The sequence below is a fragment of the Leptospira haakeii genome, assembly GCF_002812045.1.
Lineage (GTDB): Bacteria > Spirochaetota > Leptospiria > Leptospirales > Leptospiraceae > Leptospira_B > Leptospira_B haakeii.
This window is the reverse complement of sequence record NZ_NPEG01000001.1, coordinates 332,354-352,412: the sequence shown is the minus strand read 5'-3', so window position 1 is coordinate 352,412 and position 20,059 is coordinate 332,354. Positions and strand designations below refer to the sequence as shown.

20 protein-coding genes and 1 riboswitch are annotated in these 20,059 nt (G+C 40.0%); of the genes, 10 read left to right on the top strand and 10 right to left on the bottom strand.

Annotation, left to right across the window (positions count from 1 at the left end):
• Positions 1-87 precede the first annotated feature (87 nt).
• Complete coding sequence (locus tag CH377_RS01755) at positions 88-2,469, top strand: PAS domain-containing sensor histidine kinase (RefSeq protein ID WP_100722115.1); 2,382 nt, start codon at positions 88-90, stop codon at positions 2,467-2,469.
• Here CH377_RS01755 and msrA read toward each other — a convergent pair.
• Positions 2,463-2,993, bottom strand: a complete 531-nt coding sequence (gene msrA / locus CH377_RS01750; protein ID WP_100722114.1) for a peptide-methionine (S)-S-oxide reductase MsrA — start codon at positions 2,991-2,993, stop codon at positions 2,463-2,465. The two genes, CH377_RS01755 and msrA, sit on opposite strands and share 7 nt — an antisense overlap.
• Positions 2,994-3,111: 118 nt before the next feature.
• Here msrA and CH377_RS01745 point away from each other — a divergent pair, with 118 nt between their 5' ends.
• Positions 3,112-3,549, top strand: a complete 438-nt coding sequence (locus CH377_RS01745) for a DUF1564 family protein (protein ID WP_100722113.1) — start codon at positions 3,112-3,114, stop codon at positions 3,547-3,549.
• Between the two features lie 7 nt (positions 3,550-3,556).
• On the opposite strand, the gene CH377_RS01740 is transcribed toward CH377_RS01745, so the two are convergent.
• The 7 genes from CH377_RS01740 to CH377_RS01710 all read right to left on the bottom strand — a co-directional run bounded on the left by CH377_RS01740 (position 3,557) and on the right by CH377_RS01710 (position 9,091).
• Complete coding sequence (locus CH377_RS01740) at positions 3,557-3,982, bottom strand: cyclic nucleotide-binding domain-containing protein (RefSeq protein WP_100722112.1); 426 nt, start codon at positions 3,980-3,982, stop codon at positions 3,557-3,559.
• A gap of 1 nt (position 3,983) precedes the next feature.
• A complete protein-coding gene (locus CH377_RS01735; protein ID WP_100722111.1) occupies positions 3,984-4,502 on the bottom strand; it encodes a Crp/Fnr family transcriptional regulator in 519 nt (172 codons plus the stop codon).
• Between the two features lie 100 nt (positions 4,503-4,602).
• Positions 4,603-5,127: a hypothetical protein gene (locus CH377_RS01730; protein WP_100722110.1), complete on the bottom strand. Its 525-nt coding sequence runs from the start codon at positions 5,125-5,127 to the stop codon at positions 4,603-4,605.
• 194 nt (positions 5,128-5,321) lie between these two features.
• On the bottom strand, positions 5,322-6,029 hold the full coding sequence (locus CH377_RS01725) for a universal stress protein (protein ID WP_100722109.1): 708 nt from the start codon (positions 6,027-6,029) through the stop codon (positions 5,322-5,324).
• 91 nt (positions 6,030-6,120) lie between these two features.
• Positions 6,121-6,249, bottom strand: a riboswitch (cyclic di-AMP (ydaO/yuaA leader).
• A gap of 35 nt (positions 6,250-6,284) precedes the next feature.
• Entirely contained in the window at positions 6,285-6,977 is a 693-nt protein-coding gene (locus CH377_RS01720; protein ID WP_100722108.1) for a TMEM175 family protein, read from the bottom strand.
• A gap of 41 nt (positions 6,978-7,018) precedes the next feature.
• Entirely contained in the window at positions 7,019-7,333 is a 315-nt protein-coding gene (gene ppnP, locus CH377_RS01715; RefSeq protein WP_100722107.1) for a pyrimidine/purine nucleoside phosphorylase, read from the bottom strand.
• Positions 7,334-7,396: 63 nt separating this feature from the next.
• Positions 7,397-9,091, bottom strand: coding sequence for a methyl-accepting chemotaxis protein (locus CH377_RS01710; RefSeq protein WP_100722106.1), 1,695 nt, complete (start codon positions 9,089-9,091; stop codon positions 7,397-7,399).
• Positions 9,092-9,392: 301 nt separating this feature from the next.
• Between CH377_RS01710 and hrcA the strand changes: the two genes are divergently transcribed.
• The 8 genes from hrcA to CH377_RS01670 all read left to right on the top strand — a co-directional run bounded on the left by hrcA (position 9,393) and on the right by CH377_RS01670 (position 16,561).
• Entirely contained in the window at positions 9,393-10,421 is a 1,029-nt protein-coding gene (gene hrcA, locus CH377_RS01705) for a heat-inducible transcriptional repressor HrcA (RefSeq protein WP_086448592.1), read from the top strand.
• 30 nt (positions 10,422-10,451) lie between these two features.
• Positions 10,452-11,006 carry a nucleotide exchange factor GrpE gene (gene grpE / locus CH377_RS01700; protein ID WP_100722782.1) on the top strand — a complete coding sequence of 185 codons (555 nt, stop codon included), beginning with the start codon at positions 10,452-10,454 and terminating at the stop codon, positions 11,004-11,006.
• Between the two features lie 98 nt (positions 11,007-11,104).
• The gene (gene dnaK / locus CH377_RS01695) at positions 11,105-13,039 is read left to right on the top strand and encodes a molecular chaperone DnaK (protein WP_100722105.1); all 1,935 of its coding nucleotides are present in this window, start codon (positions 11,105-11,107) and stop codon (positions 13,037-13,039) included.
• A gap of 7 nt (positions 13,040-13,046) precedes the next feature.
• On the top strand, positions 13,047-14,168 hold the full coding sequence (dnaJ, locus tag CH377_RS01690) for a molecular chaperone DnaJ (protein WP_100722104.1): 1,122 nt from the start codon (positions 13,047-13,049) through the stop codon (positions 14,166-14,168).
• Between the two features lie 21 nt (positions 14,169-14,189).
• Positions 14,190-15,149, top strand: coding sequence for a Gfo/Idh/MocA family protein (locus tag CH377_RS01685; protein ID WP_100722103.1), 960 nt, complete (start codon positions 14,190-14,192; stop codon positions 15,147-15,149).
• 9 nt (positions 15,150-15,158) lie between these two features.
• A complete protein-coding gene (locus CH377_RS01680; RefSeq protein WP_100722102.1) occupies positions 15,159-15,713 on the top strand; it encodes a YqgE/AlgH family protein in 555 nt (184 codons plus the stop codon).
• A gap of 4 nt (positions 15,714-15,717) precedes the next feature.
• The gene (locus CH377_RS01675) at positions 15,718-16,224 is read left to right on the top strand and encodes a DUF2721 domain-containing protein (RefSeq protein ID WP_100722101.1); all 507 of its coding nucleotides are present in this window, start codon (positions 15,718-15,720) and stop codon (positions 16,222-16,224) included.
• A gap of 46 nt (positions 16,225-16,270) precedes the next feature.
• On the top strand, positions 16,271-16,561 hold the full coding sequence (locus tag CH377_RS01670; protein ID WP_100722100.1) for a hypothetical protein: 291 nt from the start codon (positions 16,271-16,273) through the stop codon (positions 16,559-16,561).
• Between the two features lie 73 nt (positions 16,562-16,634).
• Here CH377_RS01670 and CH377_RS01665 read toward each other — a convergent pair whose 3' ends face one another.
• Positions 16,635-19,175 (bottom strand): ABC transporter permease, encoded by a 2,541-nt coding sequence (locus CH377_RS01665; protein WP_100722099.1) that lies wholly within the window; start codon positions 19,173-19,175, stop codon positions 16,635-16,637.
• A complete protein-coding gene (locus CH377_RS01660) occupies positions 19,172-19,891 on the bottom strand; it encodes an ABC transporter ATP-binding protein (protein ID WP_100722098.1) in 720 nt (239 codons plus the stop codon). Before CH377_RS01660 ends, CH377_RS01665 begins: the two co-directional genes overlap by 4 nt.
• Positions 19,892-20,059: the final 168 nt, after the last annotated feature.

The following is a 20,059-nucleotide window of genomic DNA, read 5'->3' as shown; positions in this document are numbered from 1 at the left end:
TGCACACTTGAATTTTATTCGGATTTTTAAATCCCGCTTTTCAATCCCGCGTAAGAAATTCTTATTTGAAAGTCCACGGCATTAAGAATGAATCTACAACGTCTTAAAAGATCGATTTATCCTCCATTATCCGCCGACCCTGAAAAAGACGTTTCGATCAAACTTCTTTATGGTCTGATGTATATTACCTTCACAGTTGCGGTTTTATATAGGATTATTCATCCCCTTATTTCCGAAAAACCTAAGAACGTTTATTATTCCTTCTATATTATTCCAACTGCCGTGATCATTTGCCACCTTCTCGCTAAATCAGGAAGGGTTAAACTCGGCTCAAATATCATGATCTTCCTGCAATGGTTGGCCCTTTGTATCGTATCAATGAGAGAAGGTGGGGTCTACGCCACATCATTCTCCCAGTTTATGATCATTATAGTGCTAGCTTCTTTAATTTTAGGACAAGGCGGAGCTTTATTCTACGCACTTCTTTCCTTCTTCACTGGACTCTTAAGTATTTATTTAAAATCCAAAGGGATGATTCCAGCTCCAAGTTTTCCAACTGGAGAATGGTCCGCATTCATCGGAAATTCGGTCGGCTTCTTCATGTCCTGGATCCTAATGAAATTCGGTTTATCAGGATTATTTAAAATACGAGAAGAATTATCCAGAGCACAGATCCACGCCAAATTAGGTGGGATCACTCTGAATTTGGAGACTAAGGAAGTAACCTTAACTAAAGAATATCGTATCATGCTTGGGGATAAAACCGCAAAAGGATCCGTTACTATATTAATGGATCGGTTTTTAGAAAAATATGTAGAAGGGGATGATAAGGAGAGAATCGTATCTATCCTTGCGGAAGGAGCAAAACATTTTAATGATCCTTCTTACTCCACTGAATTTATTTTTAAGGCCAAGGGAGATGATGGAAAAACCAGATATATTTTGGCTAAAGGGAAATATAAGGATTCCATAATTGGTTATGGGACCGGGCAGGATATTACCGAAAAACATATCGCGGGCGAAGAGATCAAAGCTAGCCAGGAATTATTCTCTAAAGTATTCAAATTAAGTCCTTATGCCACATCTATTTCTAATTTTGAAGATGGAACATACGTAGATATTAACGATGGTTTTATCGAATTACTTGGGTTCACAAGAGACGAAGCGATCGGTCGCACAAGTGTGGAGCTTGGTATCTGGTTGAGTTCTACCGAGAGAGAGTTTTTTAAAGAAAAGATCATAAAAGACGGATTTTTACATAACGAAGAAGTAACATTCAGAACTAAGGATGGACGTTATCTCCAGGTGGAATTTTCCACACGATTCACTGTGATCGATGGAGAAAGGCGAATGATCAATATGGTAAAAGATGTTTCTTCCAAAAAGGAAGCGGAAAAATTAAAGATCTTAAATAATGAGATTTCCGCTCAGAACGAATTGATCGAAAAACAAAAAACGGAATTAGAATCCGCACTTGCACATCTTCAAAAAACCCAAAACCAACTGATACTTTCAGAGAAAATGGCTTCTCTTGGACAGTTGGTCGCAGGGATTGCTCATGAGATCAATAATCCGATCGGTGTGATCAGGGCTGCAAACGAATCTGTCAAAAGCCATTTTGATCGTGTATTAGATAGAATGCAAGAAGCGGCTTCCGTTTTGGAAAATCTGGGTAACGAAGCCAAGATCGAATTCCAAACTTTATTAAAGAAAGGAAGAGCCTACCAAGAAATTATTCCTCCTAAGGTAGTAAGAGCTAAAACTAAAATTTTAGAATCTAGATTAAAAGAACTCGGTATTTTAGAATCCAGAAATTTAGCGGAAGGTTTGATTGAAGCCGGATTAGAAGCAGCGTTAGAAGATTTCCCGAAATTATTCACCGGAGAAAAAATCCAACAAGTGATCCAATATGCCTTGGATGAGATCCAAGCAAGTAGAAGTTCCAAATTAGTGGATATGTCGGTAGACAGGACTTCTAAAATTGTATACGCACTTAAAAACTTCTCTCATTTCAGCAATGGTGGACCTAAAGCTCCTGTAGATATTAGAGAAAGTATAGATACTGTTCTTACAATCTACCAAAACCAATTGAAGTCCGGTATTGAGATCATAAAAGAATATGAAGCGGGGATTCCGATTGTTCCAGGATATTCGGATGATCTATTGCATGTATGGACCAACCTCATCTATAATGCGGCACAAGCGATGGGCTTTAAAGGAATTCTAAAAATAAACGTTGGTAATAGAGAAAAAGACAAGATTTGCATTAAGATTTCGGATACAGGGCCTGGTATTCCGGAATCGATACAAGAAAGAATTTTCGAACCATTCTTCACAACCAAAGCTCCTGGAGAAGGTTCCGGACTCGGATTGGATATAGTAAAACGTATTGTGGAAAACCACGGTGGAACTATAGGATTCGAAACTTCTTCTAATGGTACTGCGTTTTTAGTGATTTTACCTCAGTGAGTTTTACTTTTTAGGAATTTTTCTATCTTAGGCCTGATCACATAATGACAGTAAGGCTGTCCTGAGTTTAGTCTGAAATAGTTTTGGTGATAATTTTCCGCAGGGAAAAACTTTTCTAAAGCAACAATTTCGGTCACAATAGGAGAAGCAAACTTAGATCCTGCTTCTGTTCTAGAAGTTTCTGCAAATTCCTTTTGTGTTTGGTTTTCGTATAAGATGATACTTCTATATTGAGGGCCTTCGTCGTTACCTTGTTTATTTCTGGTAGTAGGATCGTGAGCTTCCCAGAAAATTTCTAGAATATTTTTGTAGGAGATCTTACTTGGATCGAATCCAACTCGGATCACTTCTGCATGACCTGTAAGCCCTGTACAGATTGATTTATAATTTGGTGCAGGATCATGTCCTCCTGCATATCCAGAGACAATGGATTCTACTCCATCCACCAATTGGTAGATCGCTTCTACACACCAAAAACAGCCTCCACCTAAAACTGCGTATTCCAGACCTTTTTGTTCCGACATTCCATCCTCCTTTCTTATTAGATTTGATTCAGACCGGAAAGTCGGATCACGGAAACATTTTTCCGAATTTCTAGCGAAAAAACGTAAGCGGTAAGCCAGGGCTAAGACCGGGACGAATATGAAGTTGAAACTAATATTAAACCCTAAACCGATTAAAAGTAAATCTTGGAAGGCAAAGTCTCCCAGAGAATCCATGCCAGTTTGCACCTTGATATTACCGGATAAGTTGTATAAAAATTATCTCAGGAACTGGAACGGATCCCGACCGGGAGCAACATGCCTAAAGGATCTATTGGAATTATATGGACCTGATTTGCAGTTCCAAGAGAAACTAAATCCTGACTCCGCTTTGATGATGTATCAAAAAAAGGAAGATGGTAGGCAGAAAGATTGGAATCGCCTGAATTTTAGGCCGGACCTGGAAGATTGGAATCTTTTAGGCAATTACGCGAGAAAACACGGAGTTTCTAAATGTTACTTGTTTACGTTTTTGTTAAGTAGATACTTTTCGGATACTCCTTCGCCAGAGGTTTCCAAAAAGAAGAAGGTAGCCTGATCGGAAATTAATCCCTGTTTCGGATCGGATGGATAGGTTGTCCTGAACTTAATTTTGCAATCTCATCTTCTACAGAAACCAATCTTTGGATTGTAGTATTTAGAAGGAGCGAGAAAAATTTAGGATTTGTTTGTCCGATCCTATAGAACATTTCCTGGTCCAAGATACCTATCTTTGCTTTTTCAGTGATCACCCTTGCGGTTGCTGCCCTAGGTACGTTATTGATCAATGCGATCTCTCCAAAAAAGGATCCAGGTTCTAAATTTCGGATCACTCTTTCTTCTCCGTCATAAGACTTTCTGATTTCCAGAGCGCCCGTGAATACGAAATACATCATTCCGTTGGAAGGATCTTTTTCCTTAAAAACATCTTCTCCGGCAAGATAGGTTTTAACGGATACGTTATTGATGAATTCTAAAATATTAATTCCCATCTTATGATTCCTTGTTTACTGCAGCTTCTTCGGTAGCTTGGTCTTGGGTTGTTTCAGTGTCTGCTTCTACTTCTTTTTCAGTTACCGGAGATTCTGTAGTTTTGGATTCTTCTTCTTTTTTATGGATCTCAGTATAAAGAGCTTCGAGTTTCAGCTCGGCTCGATTCAGTTTTTCGAAAGTGTTTTTGAGAAGTAAAAGTAAGAATTGAGGACTTGTTTTTTCTAGTTTTTCGAAAACGCCCTTGTTCAGAACTCCAAGCTTTGCAGAAGGAGAAAGAACCTGGACCGACATCGCTCTCGCTCTTCCCGAAATCAAAGCGATCTCACCGAAAAATTCTCCAGGAAAAACTTCCTTGATGGATTTGTCTCCAGCCTCCGGGCGATTCTTGCTGACCATCAAATGCCCTTGGAAAAGGAAATACATATTTCCGTCGGATTCTTCTCCCTCTTTGAATATGAAGGAATCTTTGGGATAAACCCGGGTAAAAACGCTATGAACGAAATCCAAAATGGTCGGCATTTAATTTAAGACGGTAAAAAGTCTTTAGATCCGACGGGGTCCGATTTTTTTCAAAAATCGATTTTAATGATCCGTTCTAAAATACAGTTCGGATTATGTTTCAGTCGAATCCGTCCAAACTCGCCAGCGTAAGAAATGAGAGCATAAAACTAATATAAACTATAATTTGAAATATTGCCGTAACGATCAGATAGACGGATCTAAATTTTAAACCTATCGTTTTAGTCAGAAAATTTTCCCAGGTTGCTACGAAGATAATTGGAACTGACATTAGAAGTTCCGGAGTGCTAATATCCGTCTTGAATAAACTTCCTAGTTTGGAGCCGATCAGGAACAACGCAAGGCTTACGACGCTAAAGAACAAAGCTTTGAGACTTCCTAAACCTTCTTGTGCTTCTGAAAATTTTTCCAAAAACAGATTTCGAAAGGAGGCAATCCCTGCATTATATAAAACTAATACAGTAATTACTAACCAGATTAAGCCGATGATTTCGGTATTCGTCGCTGATGATTGGCTTCTGACCGTGGGAGAAGAATAAGTCATCACAAAAATGAATATCGATATGGCGGAAATTATTGATAGAACAAAAAGGATTAGAACAGGATTTAAAATTTTAGACTTCAAGGGCGCCTTCCGGTTTCGGAAAGGATCTAAGCCTCCGTATTTTCAGGCAAGGAAAAGATAATATTTTAAAGAAAGACCGCCTATTGTTAGTAAGGCGGCCATAATATTCGAATAACGTTATTGAGAAATTGAATTCTTATTCTTATAAAAACATTATACTCGGAGTATAGTTTTTCCAATATTAGATTATAATCTCAAGTCCCCTTTCTCAAAATCAGGAATGAGAGTCCTTGTCTATCCAATAGAACAGAGTGAAAGGATTTATAAGTATTATAATCCAAAATTGCCAAATTCTTGGTTTGGTCCGCAGCAGCGTTTAAAGAAAATGGGATCCAAGGTTTGAACTGATTTGTTTGGCTGATTCCAAACTCCGATTGATTGACTCCTGAAAGAACCGGGATCGGTTTTTCTATAAAAGTAGAAAGACCGGAAGAAAATGGGAAGAGGGGAGCAGAGTCCAAACCTGGAGAATAGATAATCGGCTCGATTGGAGAAACTAATCCATTATCTGCAAGAACTGCTACGTCCAATTCTGACAAATGTCTAAGCACATCTCCTACTTTCCCTCCAAGTAAATTATCAGAGAACAAAGAACGTGCAGCACCTAACAACAGTAAATCGATCTCTTTACTTTTTGCAATTTCTACAATCCCGGGTACAATCCAGTCGGAAGGAAATCCTACGGTTTCAAAACTGAAATCTGAACCGGAAGCTTCTTCTCTAACTGCTTGGAAAATTTCATCTTCTTCTAATATTGGAAATCCTTCTGATTGAGATTCTACCGAAACGACGTGTAACGCTACTATGGAAAGATTCTCTTGGGATTTAGAGAATAGGGCCCTTGTTAGCCCAAAAAGTTTTGCTCCCATCTTGGGATTGGCAAACGAAATTAGAACTTTCATTTTCGCCTCCTAGGTTATAATTTCCCCGGAACTATTTCAATGGATGAAAAAATCCCAGGGTCAGAATGAGCCGGGAAGATTGGAAGGATTCCTGTCTTCTCTCCATGCTTACGAAGTTAGCTGACGGGCTAGGAAAGAGAGATTTCCCCCGTAAGAAACGGTTAGCCCCAAAATTTGGTTCCTCCGCTCCGACTTTTGTCGGATTAAGCAGACTCTGAGCGAAGTGTAGCTAGAAAAATGGATTTGTCAAGTAGTTCAAACTGGTTTCTTTTTTCGAAAGAGCCAAGTTGTCGGGACTAAATACATCAGAATTAAAATCACAAATCCAGCGATACTCAGCCAAACATTTATGAATGCAAGAAGTGTCACACAAGAATAAATATAGGGACCTTTTATAAAATGTTTGGAGATTAACTCTATTTCATCAAGGTTAGCTTCTGGACTTCTGAGATATTCTTTTTTAACTCCATATCTCCAAACTAGATTAAAGGGAATTCCTCCCAATGCGATCCAACCGCCGTAGATTACAGCAGCAATTTTTGAATTCTCGTTTCCCAGAAGAATGTATTCTCCCAGCATTTCGGAACAAAAAGGGATAATGATTATATTCAATAAAAGTAAATTGTTTAGAATGGTTAAGTTATGATCCACATACTTGACGTATCTGAATATTGTGTGATGGTTTGTCCAGATAACGGTAATTATCATAAAGCTGATCAAAAAACTTAAGTAAGCCGGCCAAGCTTCTCCCAAGGCGATCAATAGATTTCTGGAGCCGATCTGTTCTGGAGTAGGGATCTTTATTTCAAGTGCCATTAGGGTTAATGCAATAGAAAAGATCGCGTCGCTATAAGCAACAGTCCGCCCTGATTCTGTCAAAACGGGTGCAGGTTGTGGAGTTTCGATCGTCTCCGTTTGTTTTTTCGGGTTATTTTTTTTAGCGCCCATCTTTTTCCTAAAAGCCGAGTCTCCTCGGCTTTGCTAAATTATTATTTAATGTAGGAACAGCAATAGTCGCTTAGTTTTTTAACGTTCAGTTTGAATTTGGAATTTGCAGGAACTTCAAAAGATTGTCCTCCTTTGATTTCCTTCCATTCAGGATTCCCAGGTAGTTGGACCAAAAGATCTCCGTCTAAAATTTCCATAATTTCTTTATCATCAGTTCCGAACTCGTATTCTCCAGGCATTAGGATACCTAGTGTCTTTTTTTCTCCATTCGAGAATAATACGGTTCTGCTAGTGACCTTGCCGTCAAAGTATACGTTCGCTTTTTTAACTACTGTTACATTATCGAATTGTTGCATTATTAGAATCAAGCTCCGAAACTAAAATTTAAAACGGAGCTTAGAACGATACCAAATAATTTCTTATTTAGAGGTCAACCAACGCATTCCTTCTTCTCTGGAAGGAGTGTTGATCAGGTCTATATTGCCTGCCTTCATTGATTTAGTATCTATAGAAAGTTCGGATAATACAGATTGAGGGATCACTATTGCGATCTTCTTTAAAGGAGAAGCAATTGCTTTAGGAAACCAGGTTTCGTTCACCCAGGTTTGTGCTTCTGCAGAAACGATTCCCATATTGGAAGTGTCCGCCATCCATTTGGTTACTTGTTTTTCCCTTACAAGTTCCAAACCCTTTTCCAACATCTCCCGATAACCTTCGTAACTGAAATTTTCGGTCCAGACAATCTCTACCAGATCATACTTCTTAACGTAATATAATTTTCCGATTGCAGCTGTGTACTTAAGTTCGTGAGTTTTGGAATCCAGTAACTTCTCGGTTACTTTTGCTTTCGTAGCTATCCGGAACATCTCCACAGTATTTCCAAGTTTATTTGCGGTATTAGAAATACCTAAAATTCTTTCGGCTAAAGTATCACTATTTTCCGAATTATTCACTGCCAAGGCGCTGATAGAAGAAACCGAATCCACAACTTCTCTGGTTGCAGTATTATGTTCTGTGACTGCATTTCTGATCTCGTCCGAACGTTTGAATACAAAGTCGGCTTCTTTTAAAACTGAGTTTCTGAGTTCTTGTTGGGAATTGACTGCGGCTCGGACTTCCGTAATTTGCGCGGACATTCTATCTATTGTTTCTATAATTTCTTGGATCTCTTTCGTGGTGATCTGGATCCTTTCCAAACCTTGGGTCATATCGTCCTGGTTTTTTTTCACCAATTCGTTGATACTTCTTACACTTAAAGCGGTTCTTTCCGCAAGTTTGGAAACCTCATCTGCAACTACAGCAAAACCTCTTCCTGCTTCTCCTGCTCTTGCAGCTTCGATAGAAGCGTTAAGTGCTAACATATTAATTTTTTCGCTGATATCGGCTATATTCCCGATAGTCTTAGTGATCTCTTTAGAACTTTTAGAAAGATTATCTATTGCCTGCCCCATATAATTTAAGGACTGGGAACCCTTCTCTGCACGTTTAGAAATATCTTCAAAAGAAACTAAGGTCTCATCTACTTGGCCTTTCGTTTTTTCGATCGCAGAAGAAAGTTTCTCCACTTCAGAAACTAAATTGCTCATGCTGTTCGCGTTCTCCCCTGCTATGGAAGAGATAGAAGTTGCGACACCTGAAATTTCTTCGATAGATGCGGAAACTTCTTCCGTGGCTGCAGATTGGGATTGTATATTGGAGCCGAAATCTAAAACAACAGTTCTCATTTCTCCAGATTCTGTAGAAAGATTTTCTGCTGTGCTTCGGATCAGGCCGATCAACTCGGATTGGCCTTGTAACATTCTATGAAAACTTTCGTAAAAATCAAAAAGTAGATCTTTTGAATTTGTTTCTATTCTAGCGGTTAGGTCTCCTTTGCTGACCTTCTTGAATGAATCTTGAATGATTTGGAATGTGCTAGCAAGCCAGGTACCAGAAAAAATTCCCATACACAAAGAAAAGAAAACTCCGACTCCAGCAGAGATGGAAGAAGCAAATCCTAATTTTTCAGTAGGAAGAATTCCTAAAATATAGAATAGCCCGAGTATGGATCCCAGGACCAGAGAAGTGAAAATGGAATAAGAGAAAAAATAATAAAGCCTGAGTTTGAATAACATTGAGATTCCTTTCTATATAGGACGGAGATCTTTTTTTGGAACCTATTCTAAGTCAGTCTTAAATTGAAAATAGATCCGAATCCTACAGGCCTTCTTCCTTTGTTTTGAAAGTATAATGGCAGAAGTTCCACTGGATGGAAATTCAAATTTTATCCCTTATGGGATAGTTCTTTGCATATTTTTTCTGTCAGACGAGCTCTAAGACTGCTTAAAATCCAAAATTCTTGACTTTTTTGGAATCTTACGGAAACTTGAGAGGTGCTTTAGCACTCTAACTTGCAGAGTGCCAATGAGAATAGATATGGAACTATCCCAAAGACATAGGATGATCCTGAAAGCCACCGTGGACGAGTTTATCCAAGAGAACCGTCCAGTTGGCTCTAAAACCTTATTCGACAAACATGATATAGGTTTGTCCCCGGCCTCTATACGTACAGTTCTTAAAGAACTAGAAGAGATGGGGTATCTTGCTTCTCGCCATACTTCTGGGGGAAGGATCCCGACAGAGATAGGATACCGATTCTATGTGGATTCATTGGTGGTTCTTTATGAGCTAACCATTAAGGAAAAGCAAAGGATCCAAGAAGAATATCTGAAGATGCAGTTCAAGCTGGATCAGATCCTGAAAGCTACTGCAAGTGTTCTGGCAAGTCTTTCTAATTCTGCTGGGGTTGTATTAGGACCAGCAAAAAGTTTGGATACTCTCAAACATGTGGAGTTGATCCACGTTCATGGGGACGAGGTCCTGATGATCATGGTAATGAGATCCGGTGCGGTACTAAACCGGAGCGTATTCTTGGATCGGAATTATAGCCAGGAAGAGTTGTATCAGATCTCAAAGTATCTGAACGATAACGCAAAAGGTTATGATATGTTCGAGATCCAGGAGAAGGTGATCCCTTCTCTATTACTGAGAAAAGACGGGCCATTAGATTTTTATAAAGTGTCAGGAGTGATCTCTTCTGCAATGACTCCGGATAACTCCGAAGTGTCTTTGTATATCGACGGCCTTAAAAATTTATACGGAAGATTTAAGGACGAAGAGGAAAAACTCAACCAGGTTCTCTCCCTACTGGATGATAAAAGATTCCTCACCGGGATGTTCGGAGATTATCCAGAACATGACGGAGTATATACCGTTATAGGAAAGGACGGAGACGGAAGAATGGGCGGTGTGAGTATCATTACTTCCGGATATAGAATGGGAGAAAAAAGGATAGGCGCCATGGGAATCATAGGTCCTCAAAGGATGGATTATCATAGAGCGCTTCCGCTTGTAGATTTTACTTCGAAACTGGTTTCGGAGATGATCACGCGTATTAGTAAGTAGTAATGAACCATGCAAGGAAATGATAGAGAGATGAGTCAAGAAGAAGCGGTCGCAACTCCTACCGGAGAAAATTCGGAAGATTCCAAAAAACCGGAAAGTGTAGAAGAAACTTTACGTAAGGAATTGGATATTGCGAAAAAAGAGATCGAATCTTTAAAAGATTCTTGGACAAGAGAAAGAGCCGAGTTTCAGAATTATAAGAGAAGATCTGCACAAGAATTTTCTAATATTAAAAGGGAAGCAGTCAAATCTTTGGTAACGGAGTTTTTGAACCCGATCGATAATTTGGATCGTGTAGGCTCGGGTGTAAATGTTACGGAAGAATTAAAACCTTTCGTGGACGGAGTCACAATGATCTTAAAGGAATTTTATTCCGTACTGGAAAGGTCCAACGTATTCAGACAATATCCTCAGGGTGAGGCATTTGATCCAACTTTGATGGAAGCATTGTCTTCTGAAGAAGGGGACCAATACAAAGAGGAAACCGTGATCGAAGTTTATCAAGCAGGGTTCTATATTAAGGAAAATGAAGATAAATTCTCCTTAAGACCTGCAAGGGTGAGAATTGGAAAACCTAAAGCTTAATCGCTTTGGGCCTTAGGCGCAATAACGCCTGAATAGAGAACGTATTAAATCATGAATAACCGCCGAGGGAAGGATCCAATGGCGGAAGGAGAACCAAAATGTCAAAAGAGAAGATTATCGGAATCGACTTAGGGACCACAAACTCTTGCGTTTCCGTTATGGAAGGTGGAGACCCGGTTGTAATCCAAAACTCCGAAGGTGCTAGAACTACTCCGTCTATCGTTGCTTTTACCGCTAAGGGAGAAACTTTGGTAGGCCAGTTTGCTAAGAACCAGGCAATTACGAACGCGGTAAATACTATTCGTTCCGCAAAAAGATTTATAGGACGCAGATTCAACGAGACCGAACAAGAGATGAAGCACGTTTCCTATAAAGTGATCCGCAGCGGTAACGACGGATTAAAATTTGAAACTGCTACCGGAGAATTCACTGCTCAAGAGATCTCCGCTCGAGTACTTCAAAAGATGAAACAAACTGCAGAAGATTATCTTGGTCAAAAAGTGACCAAGGCGGTCATCACTGTTCCTGCTTATTTTAATGACGAACAACGTCAGGCGACTAAGGATGCAGGTAGGATTGCTGGTCTAGAAGTAGAAAGGATCATCAACGAGCCTACCGCAGCTGCACTGGCTTACGGTTTCGATAAGAAAAAAAGTAACGCTAAGATCGCAGTTTATGACTTGGGAGGTGGAACCTTCGACGTTTCTATCCTTGAGTTAGGTGATGGAGTATTCGAAGTAAAATCCACTAACGGTGATACTCACTTAGGTGGGGATGATTTTGATATGGTCATCATGGAATGGATGATCGAAGAATTCAAAAAACAATACGGAATCGATATCTCTCAAGATAAAAATACCGTTCAACGTTTGAAAGAAGCTGCAGAGAAGGCGAAGATAGAACTTTCCGGAACCATGTCCACACAAGTGAATCTTCCGTTCATCACTGCCGATGCAACTGGACCAAAACACTTGGATATGAATCTTACTAGAGCTAAGTTCGATCAGTTGACTGGTCGTCTAGTGGACAGAACTCGTATTCCATGTGAGAACGCGTTACGTGATGCTGGACTGAAAGCTTCCGACATTGACGAAGTGATATTAGTGGGAGGATCCACTCGTATCCCTGCAGTTCAAGAACTTGTAAAAGGAATTTTCGGAAAAGAACCGAATCGTTCCGTAAACCCAGACGAAGTAGTAGCAATCGGTGCTGCTATCCAAGGTGGAGTTTTAGCGGGAGAAGTTTCAGACGTTCTTCTTTTGGATGTAACTCCACTTTCACTCGGTATCGAGACTTTGGGTGGTGTGATGACCAAATTGATCGAAAGAAACACTACGATCCCAACTAAAAAATCCCAGGTGTTCTCTACTGCTGCGGATAATCAAAATGCAGTGTCTATCCATGTTCTCCAAGGAGAAAGAGATATGGCTGCCGGTAACCGTACACTTGGAAGATTCGATCTGATCGGAATTGCACCTGCACCTAGAGGAGTTCCTCAAATCGAAGTTACATTCGATATTGATGCGAATGGTATCGTGCATGTTTCTGCAAAAGATCTGGGAACCGGTAAAGAGCAGAAGATACGTATTGAATCTTCTTCCGGACTAAGCGAAGACGAGATCTCTAAAATGGTAAAAGATGCAGAAGCTCATGCTGCTGCAGACAAAGCCGCTAGAGAACTTGTAGAAGCTAAGAACGAGCTGGATACGATCACTTATTCTTTGGAAAAAGCGGTTACTGACGCTGCGGATAAACTTTCTGACAGTGAAAAACAATTGGCGAATGACGAGATCAAACGTGCAAGAGAAGCGATCGAATCTGGTGATATCGGTCGTATCAACGCTGCGAAAGAGTCCATCACCAAGAGGGCTTCGGAAATAGGTACTAAAATTTATTCCCAAGGTGCTCCAGGTCAGGAAGAAGGTCCAGGACCTAACGGTGCAGGGCCAGGAGAAGGCGCAGACAATTCCCAAGCTAAGGGAGAAAAGGTCGTGGACGCCGACTATACCGTAGTGGACGATGAGAAAAAGTAACTAAGACATGAGTGACAAAAGTTACTACGATATCCTCGGAGTTTCCAAATCCGCGACTGATGAAGAGATCAAGTCCGCGTATCGGAAGTTAGCTATTAAATATCACCCTGATAAGAATCAGGGTGATAAAGCTGCTGAAGAGAAATTTAAGGAAGCTACCGAGGCCTACGAAGTTTTAAGAGACGCCAATAAACGTCGCATGTACGACCAGTACGGCAAGGCCGGAGTGGGTGCAGGCGCTCAAGGTGGATTTGGTGGAGGAGCATATACTGACTTCTCCGATATCTTCGGTGATTTCGGAGATATTTTCGGTGATTTCTTCGGAGGAGGAAGAGGAGCTGGTGGCGGTGCTCGCAGATCCGGTCCTCAACGCGGTTCAGATCTTCGTTATAATCTAGAAGTTTCCCTCGAAGATGCAGCTCTAGGCAGGGAATATAAAATCGAAATTCCAAGACTAGAAACCTGTACAGATTGTGGAGGCTCCGGTGCAAACAAGGGAAGTACTCCTGCTACTTGTCCGGACTGTGGAGGTTCAGGACAGATTCGTAGATCTCAAGGCTTCTTCTCCGTTGCAACTACCTGCGGTACTTGTCGTGGAAAAGGTACAATCATTTCCAATCCATGCAAGACCTGTCATGGACAAGGCCTAGTAGAAAAAAGACGTACTATCAATATTAAGATCCCACCTGGTATCGAATCCGGCAGCAGATTAAAAGTTTCCGGAGAAGGGGAAGCAGGACCTAACGGTGGTCCTCATGGAGATCTATATGTAGTAACACATATTAAGAAACATGAATTATTCGAACGCCAAGCAAACGACTTGATCTTGAATAAAAAGATCAGCCTTACGCAAGCTATCTTAGGTGGAGACATTGAAGTCCCAACCATAGACGGCAAAAAGGTGAAGATGAAAATTCCGGAAGGAACCGAGTCAGGCCAAGTGTTCCGTTTAAAAGGTCATGGTATTCCGTATCTAGGCGGATATGGAAAAGGGGACCAGCATGTGATCGTTCGCATTGAGATCCCTAAAAAACTGACTAGACGACAAAGAGAATTGATCGAAGAATTTGCCCGTGAGTCCGGAGAATCCGTTTCCGGTTCTAAGGGTAAAATTTTTACGAATAAGTAATATCCACAAAAAGGAAGTTTCATGACTAACAAAGTCAAGATCGGAGTAATCGGGACAGGCCATATGGGCCAATACCACGTAAACGTGGCGAAAACATTAAGCGATGCGGAGTTGATCGGTATTTACGACTCCGATTCCGAAAGAGCATCTCAGATGGCGGAAAAACATAAAACTTCCGCCTTCTCTACTGTAGACGATCTGATTAAACATACTGATTCTGTGATCATCGCAGTGCCTACATTCTTACATCATGAGATAGGTAAGAAGGCGCTTCTCGCAGGCAAACATGTTTTGGTAGAGAAACCGATTGCGGAAACTTTAGAGCAAGCAAAAGAGCTAGTGGATCTTGCTTCTAAAAACAATTTAGTTTTACAAGTAGGTCACGTTGAGCGTTTTAACGGAGCGGTTCTAGAACTTGGAAAGATAGTGACTGAGCCTCTGTTAATCGAATCCAGAAGATTAGCCCCTTTTAATCCTAGAATTAAGGATGTGGGAGTAGTTCTGGATATGATGATTCACGATATAGATATCGTTTTGAATCTTGTAAAATCTCCCGTCAAATATCTAAGTGCAGTAGGGACCAAAGTGGTTTCAGCTCACGAGGATATTGCTTCCGTTGTTCTTCATTTCGAGAACGGCGCGATCGCGAATATTTCCGCGAGTAGAAATACACAATCCAAAATTCGGACCCTGAATATCACTCAAAAAGACGTGTACATCACTTTGGACTTTAGCGACCAAGAGATCGAGCTTCATAGACAAGCGACTTCGGACATTCTACTTAGGACCGGAGAGATCAAATATCGCCAAGAATCCATCGTTGAGAAGATCTTTGTTCACAAGGATAACCCTTTAAAACAGGAACATGAACATTTTGTAAAATGTATCCTGAAAGAAACGGAACCTCTGGTAGATGGAAGATCCGATATCCAAACTTTGGAAATCGCGTACAAAATTTTGAAAGAGATACATAAAAACTGATCGGGTAGTATGGAAAACGGATTCAGCGGAAAAGTATTAATCTCTAATTCATCTATCGTTACGGATTATTTCAATCGTACAGTGATCCTAATGGTCGAACACGATCAATCAGGTGCGTTCGGACTTGTACTGAATAAGAAAATGGATGTTGCATTGAGCGAAGTGATCCAAGGAATTCCGGAAGGGATAGACGGTTCTTCACCGATCTATTCTGGAGGCCCGGTGGATCCTACATTTGTCTCCATTCTTCATGATAATCCTAAATTAAAACAACCAGGGATAGAAGTTATCCCTGGTGTGTTTCTCGCCAGAAGTTTCGAAGCCCTGGTGGAATTATTAGAACATCCTGATAAAACAAAGTTTAACGTATACCAAGGATATTCCGGTTGGGGAGCTGCCCAATTAGAAGGTGAGATGGAACGTAAATCTTGGGTGGTTCACGATCCGAATGCAGAGTGGATCTTTACTGAAGATCCTGAAGCAACTTGGCAAGAAGCCTTGAAAAGCAAAGGTGGATTGTATAAGTATTTCGTGGAACATACGAAAGATCCAATGTTAAACTAGAGCTATGCTTTCTTCTTTGATCGGAACGGAAATTTTAGCTGGCATGATCACACCGGCCGTTTTGATCTCGGCCAGTGCTAGTTTAATCTTTTCAACCGCGAATCGTTTGGGTAGAATATTCGATCGAGTTAATTTACTTAAAACTGAGATAGAAGGCGTCGTGGACGGAAGACTTTCTTTTCCGGAAGAACGACTTGCCTATCTCAGAAGACAATTAAAAGTCCAAAAGAAAAGAGCAAATCTGATCCAAAGATCTATGGCAGCACTTTATACTGCAACTTTGTTTTTTGTTTCTTCCAGTTTGAGTTTGGGGATTATTGTAGCGATATCAAGTCCTGCTTCTTGGATTGCTACCGGACTTGCATTGATAGGTGGAATTTTTTTGTTTATCGCAAGTAGTCTTTTGCTGTACGAAAGCCGTTATAATTTGAATTTTATCCAAGGTCAGATAGAATTTGCGGAATTTTTGGAAGATAAAGTGGAGAAGAAGTCCAACAATTTCCAGAAATAAATAAAAGACCGCCAGTGGTCTTGAATTCCGGGCCGAGGAGTTTCATTTGAAAAAAGTAATATATTCATTTTCTATCATGTTCTTTTTTGTGTTCTTGGGCTTTACTCAAAGCCTATCTGCGGACGGATGTTATCTTTGTTCCGTGAATAGTTCAGACGCTTGTAGAGATTATTGCAGGTTTTCCGGATCTGATTCCTTCGATACCAGGAAACGTTGTGAAACTAAAGGGTGTAAGATCACTGGGACTGCTGCATGTCCAACCGCTTCCAATTATAAGGTTTGTTCCGTGAGAGTTGATTTGAAACCGGCGGATCTGTTAGCGGGCCGTTCGAAATAATTTATTTCATCCTACAAGGGCGCCTTCTGATTTATCAGGCGCTCAAGCATTCTTCAGATTATATATATCGTCCCTAAACTTCTTTCAGATATAAAGTAGGACTTCTTTTCCATTCGTTCCTTAAGGCTCCGAAATACATTCCTACTACTGCAATATTCAGGGAAATATAAAAAATCCCTATTTCCAACCAAGGAACACTCGCCTGTATCTCGAATATGATCTCGGACATATAAGAAGAAACTCCCCAGACTAAAACAAAAGCCAATACGAAAGATAAATTAGCTAAAAGTAAAGACTCTGCCAAAAAGTATTTTCGTAAGAATGTTTTGGTTCCACCTATGATCCTGAGAAGAGAAGTTTCTTCCAATCTTTCCTTTCTACTTAGTTCTAGAGAAGAAAGTATCAATAATAAAGAAGATAAAACGATCAGCCCTGTCATCCAACGGATTGCGAAGGACATCTTTTCTAAAATCCCTAAGAAAGACTGAACCGCTTTTTCAGTATCTACGATCGTAAGGTTTGGGAATTCATTTGATAATTCTTTTTGGAGGGAGTACCTGGAATCAGAAGATTCTAACAAAAACGAACTTAAATAGAACTTAGGAGCCTTCTCTAAGATCCCTTTCGAAAATAGGACAACGAAGTTCGGCCTCATATCAGACCAGTTGACTGTCCTGAAATTTCGGATAGTTCCGGTAACTTCTACCCCGCCAATGGAGAAGGAAAGTTTATCACCTAAACCCACTTTTAAGTTTTTAGAAAATTCTTTTTCGACAGAGATCTGATCTTCTTCTCCTTTTCTCCAAAAATCTCCATCGGTGACTTTTTCAGTAGGGTATAAATTTTCTCTATAAGATAAGAAATATTCTCTGGTCCTTGCAGTGGATCTCCAATCTCTTCTAAGAGCGGAAAGTTCCATATCTTCTTTTTTAACAAGCTCTCCGTTTACATGAGTGAGTCTTGCTCCGATTACGGGTGCAGTTAAAAGTTTTTCCACTTTATACTTTTCCGCTGTTTGTTGGAAACTTTCCAGTTGTTCCGGTCGTATATCCAACACGAACATATTCGGTCTTCTTTCCTTATCTTTTGCGCCGCTATATTCTAATAAGCTATCACTTAAAAAAATACTAAGTAATAAAACGAAAACTGAAGAACCAAGTCCTACAGAAACCCATGAAAGTCCTGTTCTAGGTCTATCTAGTTTTCTTAATGCCATTCTTACGCTTGCGGAAAATTCAGATCTTTGTAATAAAAACCGGATCACAAAACGAATCCCTAAAATCCCAAGATACACGACCACAGGTAAGAAAAGTAGAGTCGCACATAATATCAATCCTTTGATCCAATCTCCGGTTTCCCACCAAGCTAACGCGAAAAATAATCCGAAGACCGCGATAAATGAGATCGACTGTTTTAATTTTAGCTTTGGAACAGAAGAAAGTTCATTCGCGAAATCTGACTTAAGAGCATACATCGGACTTAGGTTTCGAGTAGTCGAAAGACTTTCCCATGCAGAAACTAATGGGACTACCCAAGCCAAAACGAATGCCCAGAGAAATGCTTTTAGATCAGGAATTAGCTTCGGTTCAAAAAGGAATTCTTTATCCGCCATATTCGGGATCTGGGTTTGTAAAAAACTTCCGAATAAAAATCCTAATATAGCTCCGATCGTTGATAATATTAGAAGTTCAGAAAGTACGAGTCCCAAAACTAAGTTCGGCCCTGCTCCTAAACATTTATAAACGGCGAATGTAGTGGATTTTGATCTTACGACTGCTCTACTTGTGAGAAGGATGGAGATCCCGCCCAAGAAGAACGCACATAATGCCAATAAGGAAAAGAAATCCAATGTGTTTGTGAGGAATTTTTGGGATCCGGAGTTTGCTTCCGTGCTTTCGTATAAGATCAGGTCGTTTTTGGCGAATTCTGAAAATTTACTTTTTTTGAAAACATTTGCGTCCATTCCGTTAGGAAGAAGGATAGGTACCTGGTAACTGATCCGAGAACCTCTTTGTTCTAATCCCGTTTCTGCTAACGATCCCTTTTTTATAATAGAGCTAGGAGCCATGGAGAGAAAGTTTCCCGCCATTCCCGGTTCTTTTAAGATACTTCCCTTTAATACGAAATTACTTTCTCCTAATTGAACCTTTGAACCTATCTTAAGTTTTAAGTTTTTGATCAGTCCACTTTCTAAGAGTATTTCACCCGGTTTTAGTTTACGAAAAAGTCCTTTTGGTTCCGTTTCTAATTCACCAAAATAAGGATAATCCCCCTGGATTGCTTTAATTAAAGATAAGCTGGAATCCTGAGAATCAGGGTTTCGTAGCATAGAAGGGAATTGTACTAATTCGGATAATTTGCTTCCTTTTGGCAATTCCTTCAAAAGAAACGCTGTTTGTTCAGGGGTAAGTGGAGAAGGGCTCGTTACAACCAGATCCGAACCCATGATATTTTTGGCCTCTCTGATAATAGAAGAAGTAAATTGGTCCCTATAAGAATGAACTGCAAGAACTGCACCAGTTCCGATTGTGATCGCAAGAATGATTTGTAAGGAAGAAGTCTTTTTGGAAAAGATTTCTCTGAACATTACCCTTAGAAAGAATCTAATATTCATTTTTTCTTCCTAGATGCAGTCTTCTTCGCAGAGGTTTTAGGCTTTGCACCGCTTAAGATAACTCCATCTCTCATTTCCAAGATCCTATCCGCCATGGATGCAACCTTAGGATCATGAGTAACAACTAATAAAGTGGATTTACGGTCTCTATTTAGTTGTTTCAGAAGAGACATGATATTCTCACCATTCTTCTTATCTAAGTTAGCAGTAGGTTCATCTGCAAAAAGAAGTTTAGGTTCATGTATAAAAGAACGAGCTATAGCCACTCTTTGTTCTTCCCCGCCTGAAAGTTGGCTTGGGAAGTTATGTGCTCTATGCGCGATGCCAACCTTTTCCAACCAATACATAGCTTTTTCATGTATCACTTTTTCCGAAAGGTTTGTAGTCAAAGCAAGAGGAAGGGAAACATTCTCTAAAGCGTTTAATGTCTTGATCAGCTGGAAATTTTGGAATACAAAGCCTATTTGTTCTCCTCTGATCTTTGCTAATTCATCTTCTGACTTATCAAATAGGGAGATTCCATCCAAAAGTACTGTTCCTGAATCAGCTTTATCTAATCCAGCCGAAACGGCGAGTAACGTGGACTTTCCTGAACCGGAAGGACCAATCACAGCAACGAATTCGCCAGGCTTTACCTGGAATGAAACATCTTTTAATACATTAAATGTTTGGTCTGCAACTGTGTAAGACTTGTTTAAGCCTGATATAGATAACAAATTATCACCTTCCTTTCGTTTTGACTGACCTAAACTCGGCACTTGACAGGAAATTAATTTTTACCTGAAAAAAACTGCACTTGAAAATCTATTCCAAATAAAACCGCGCTAAGAATTTTTTTCAAAAAAATTGCAGTCATTTTCACAAACTTCCAACCTAATTTTTTT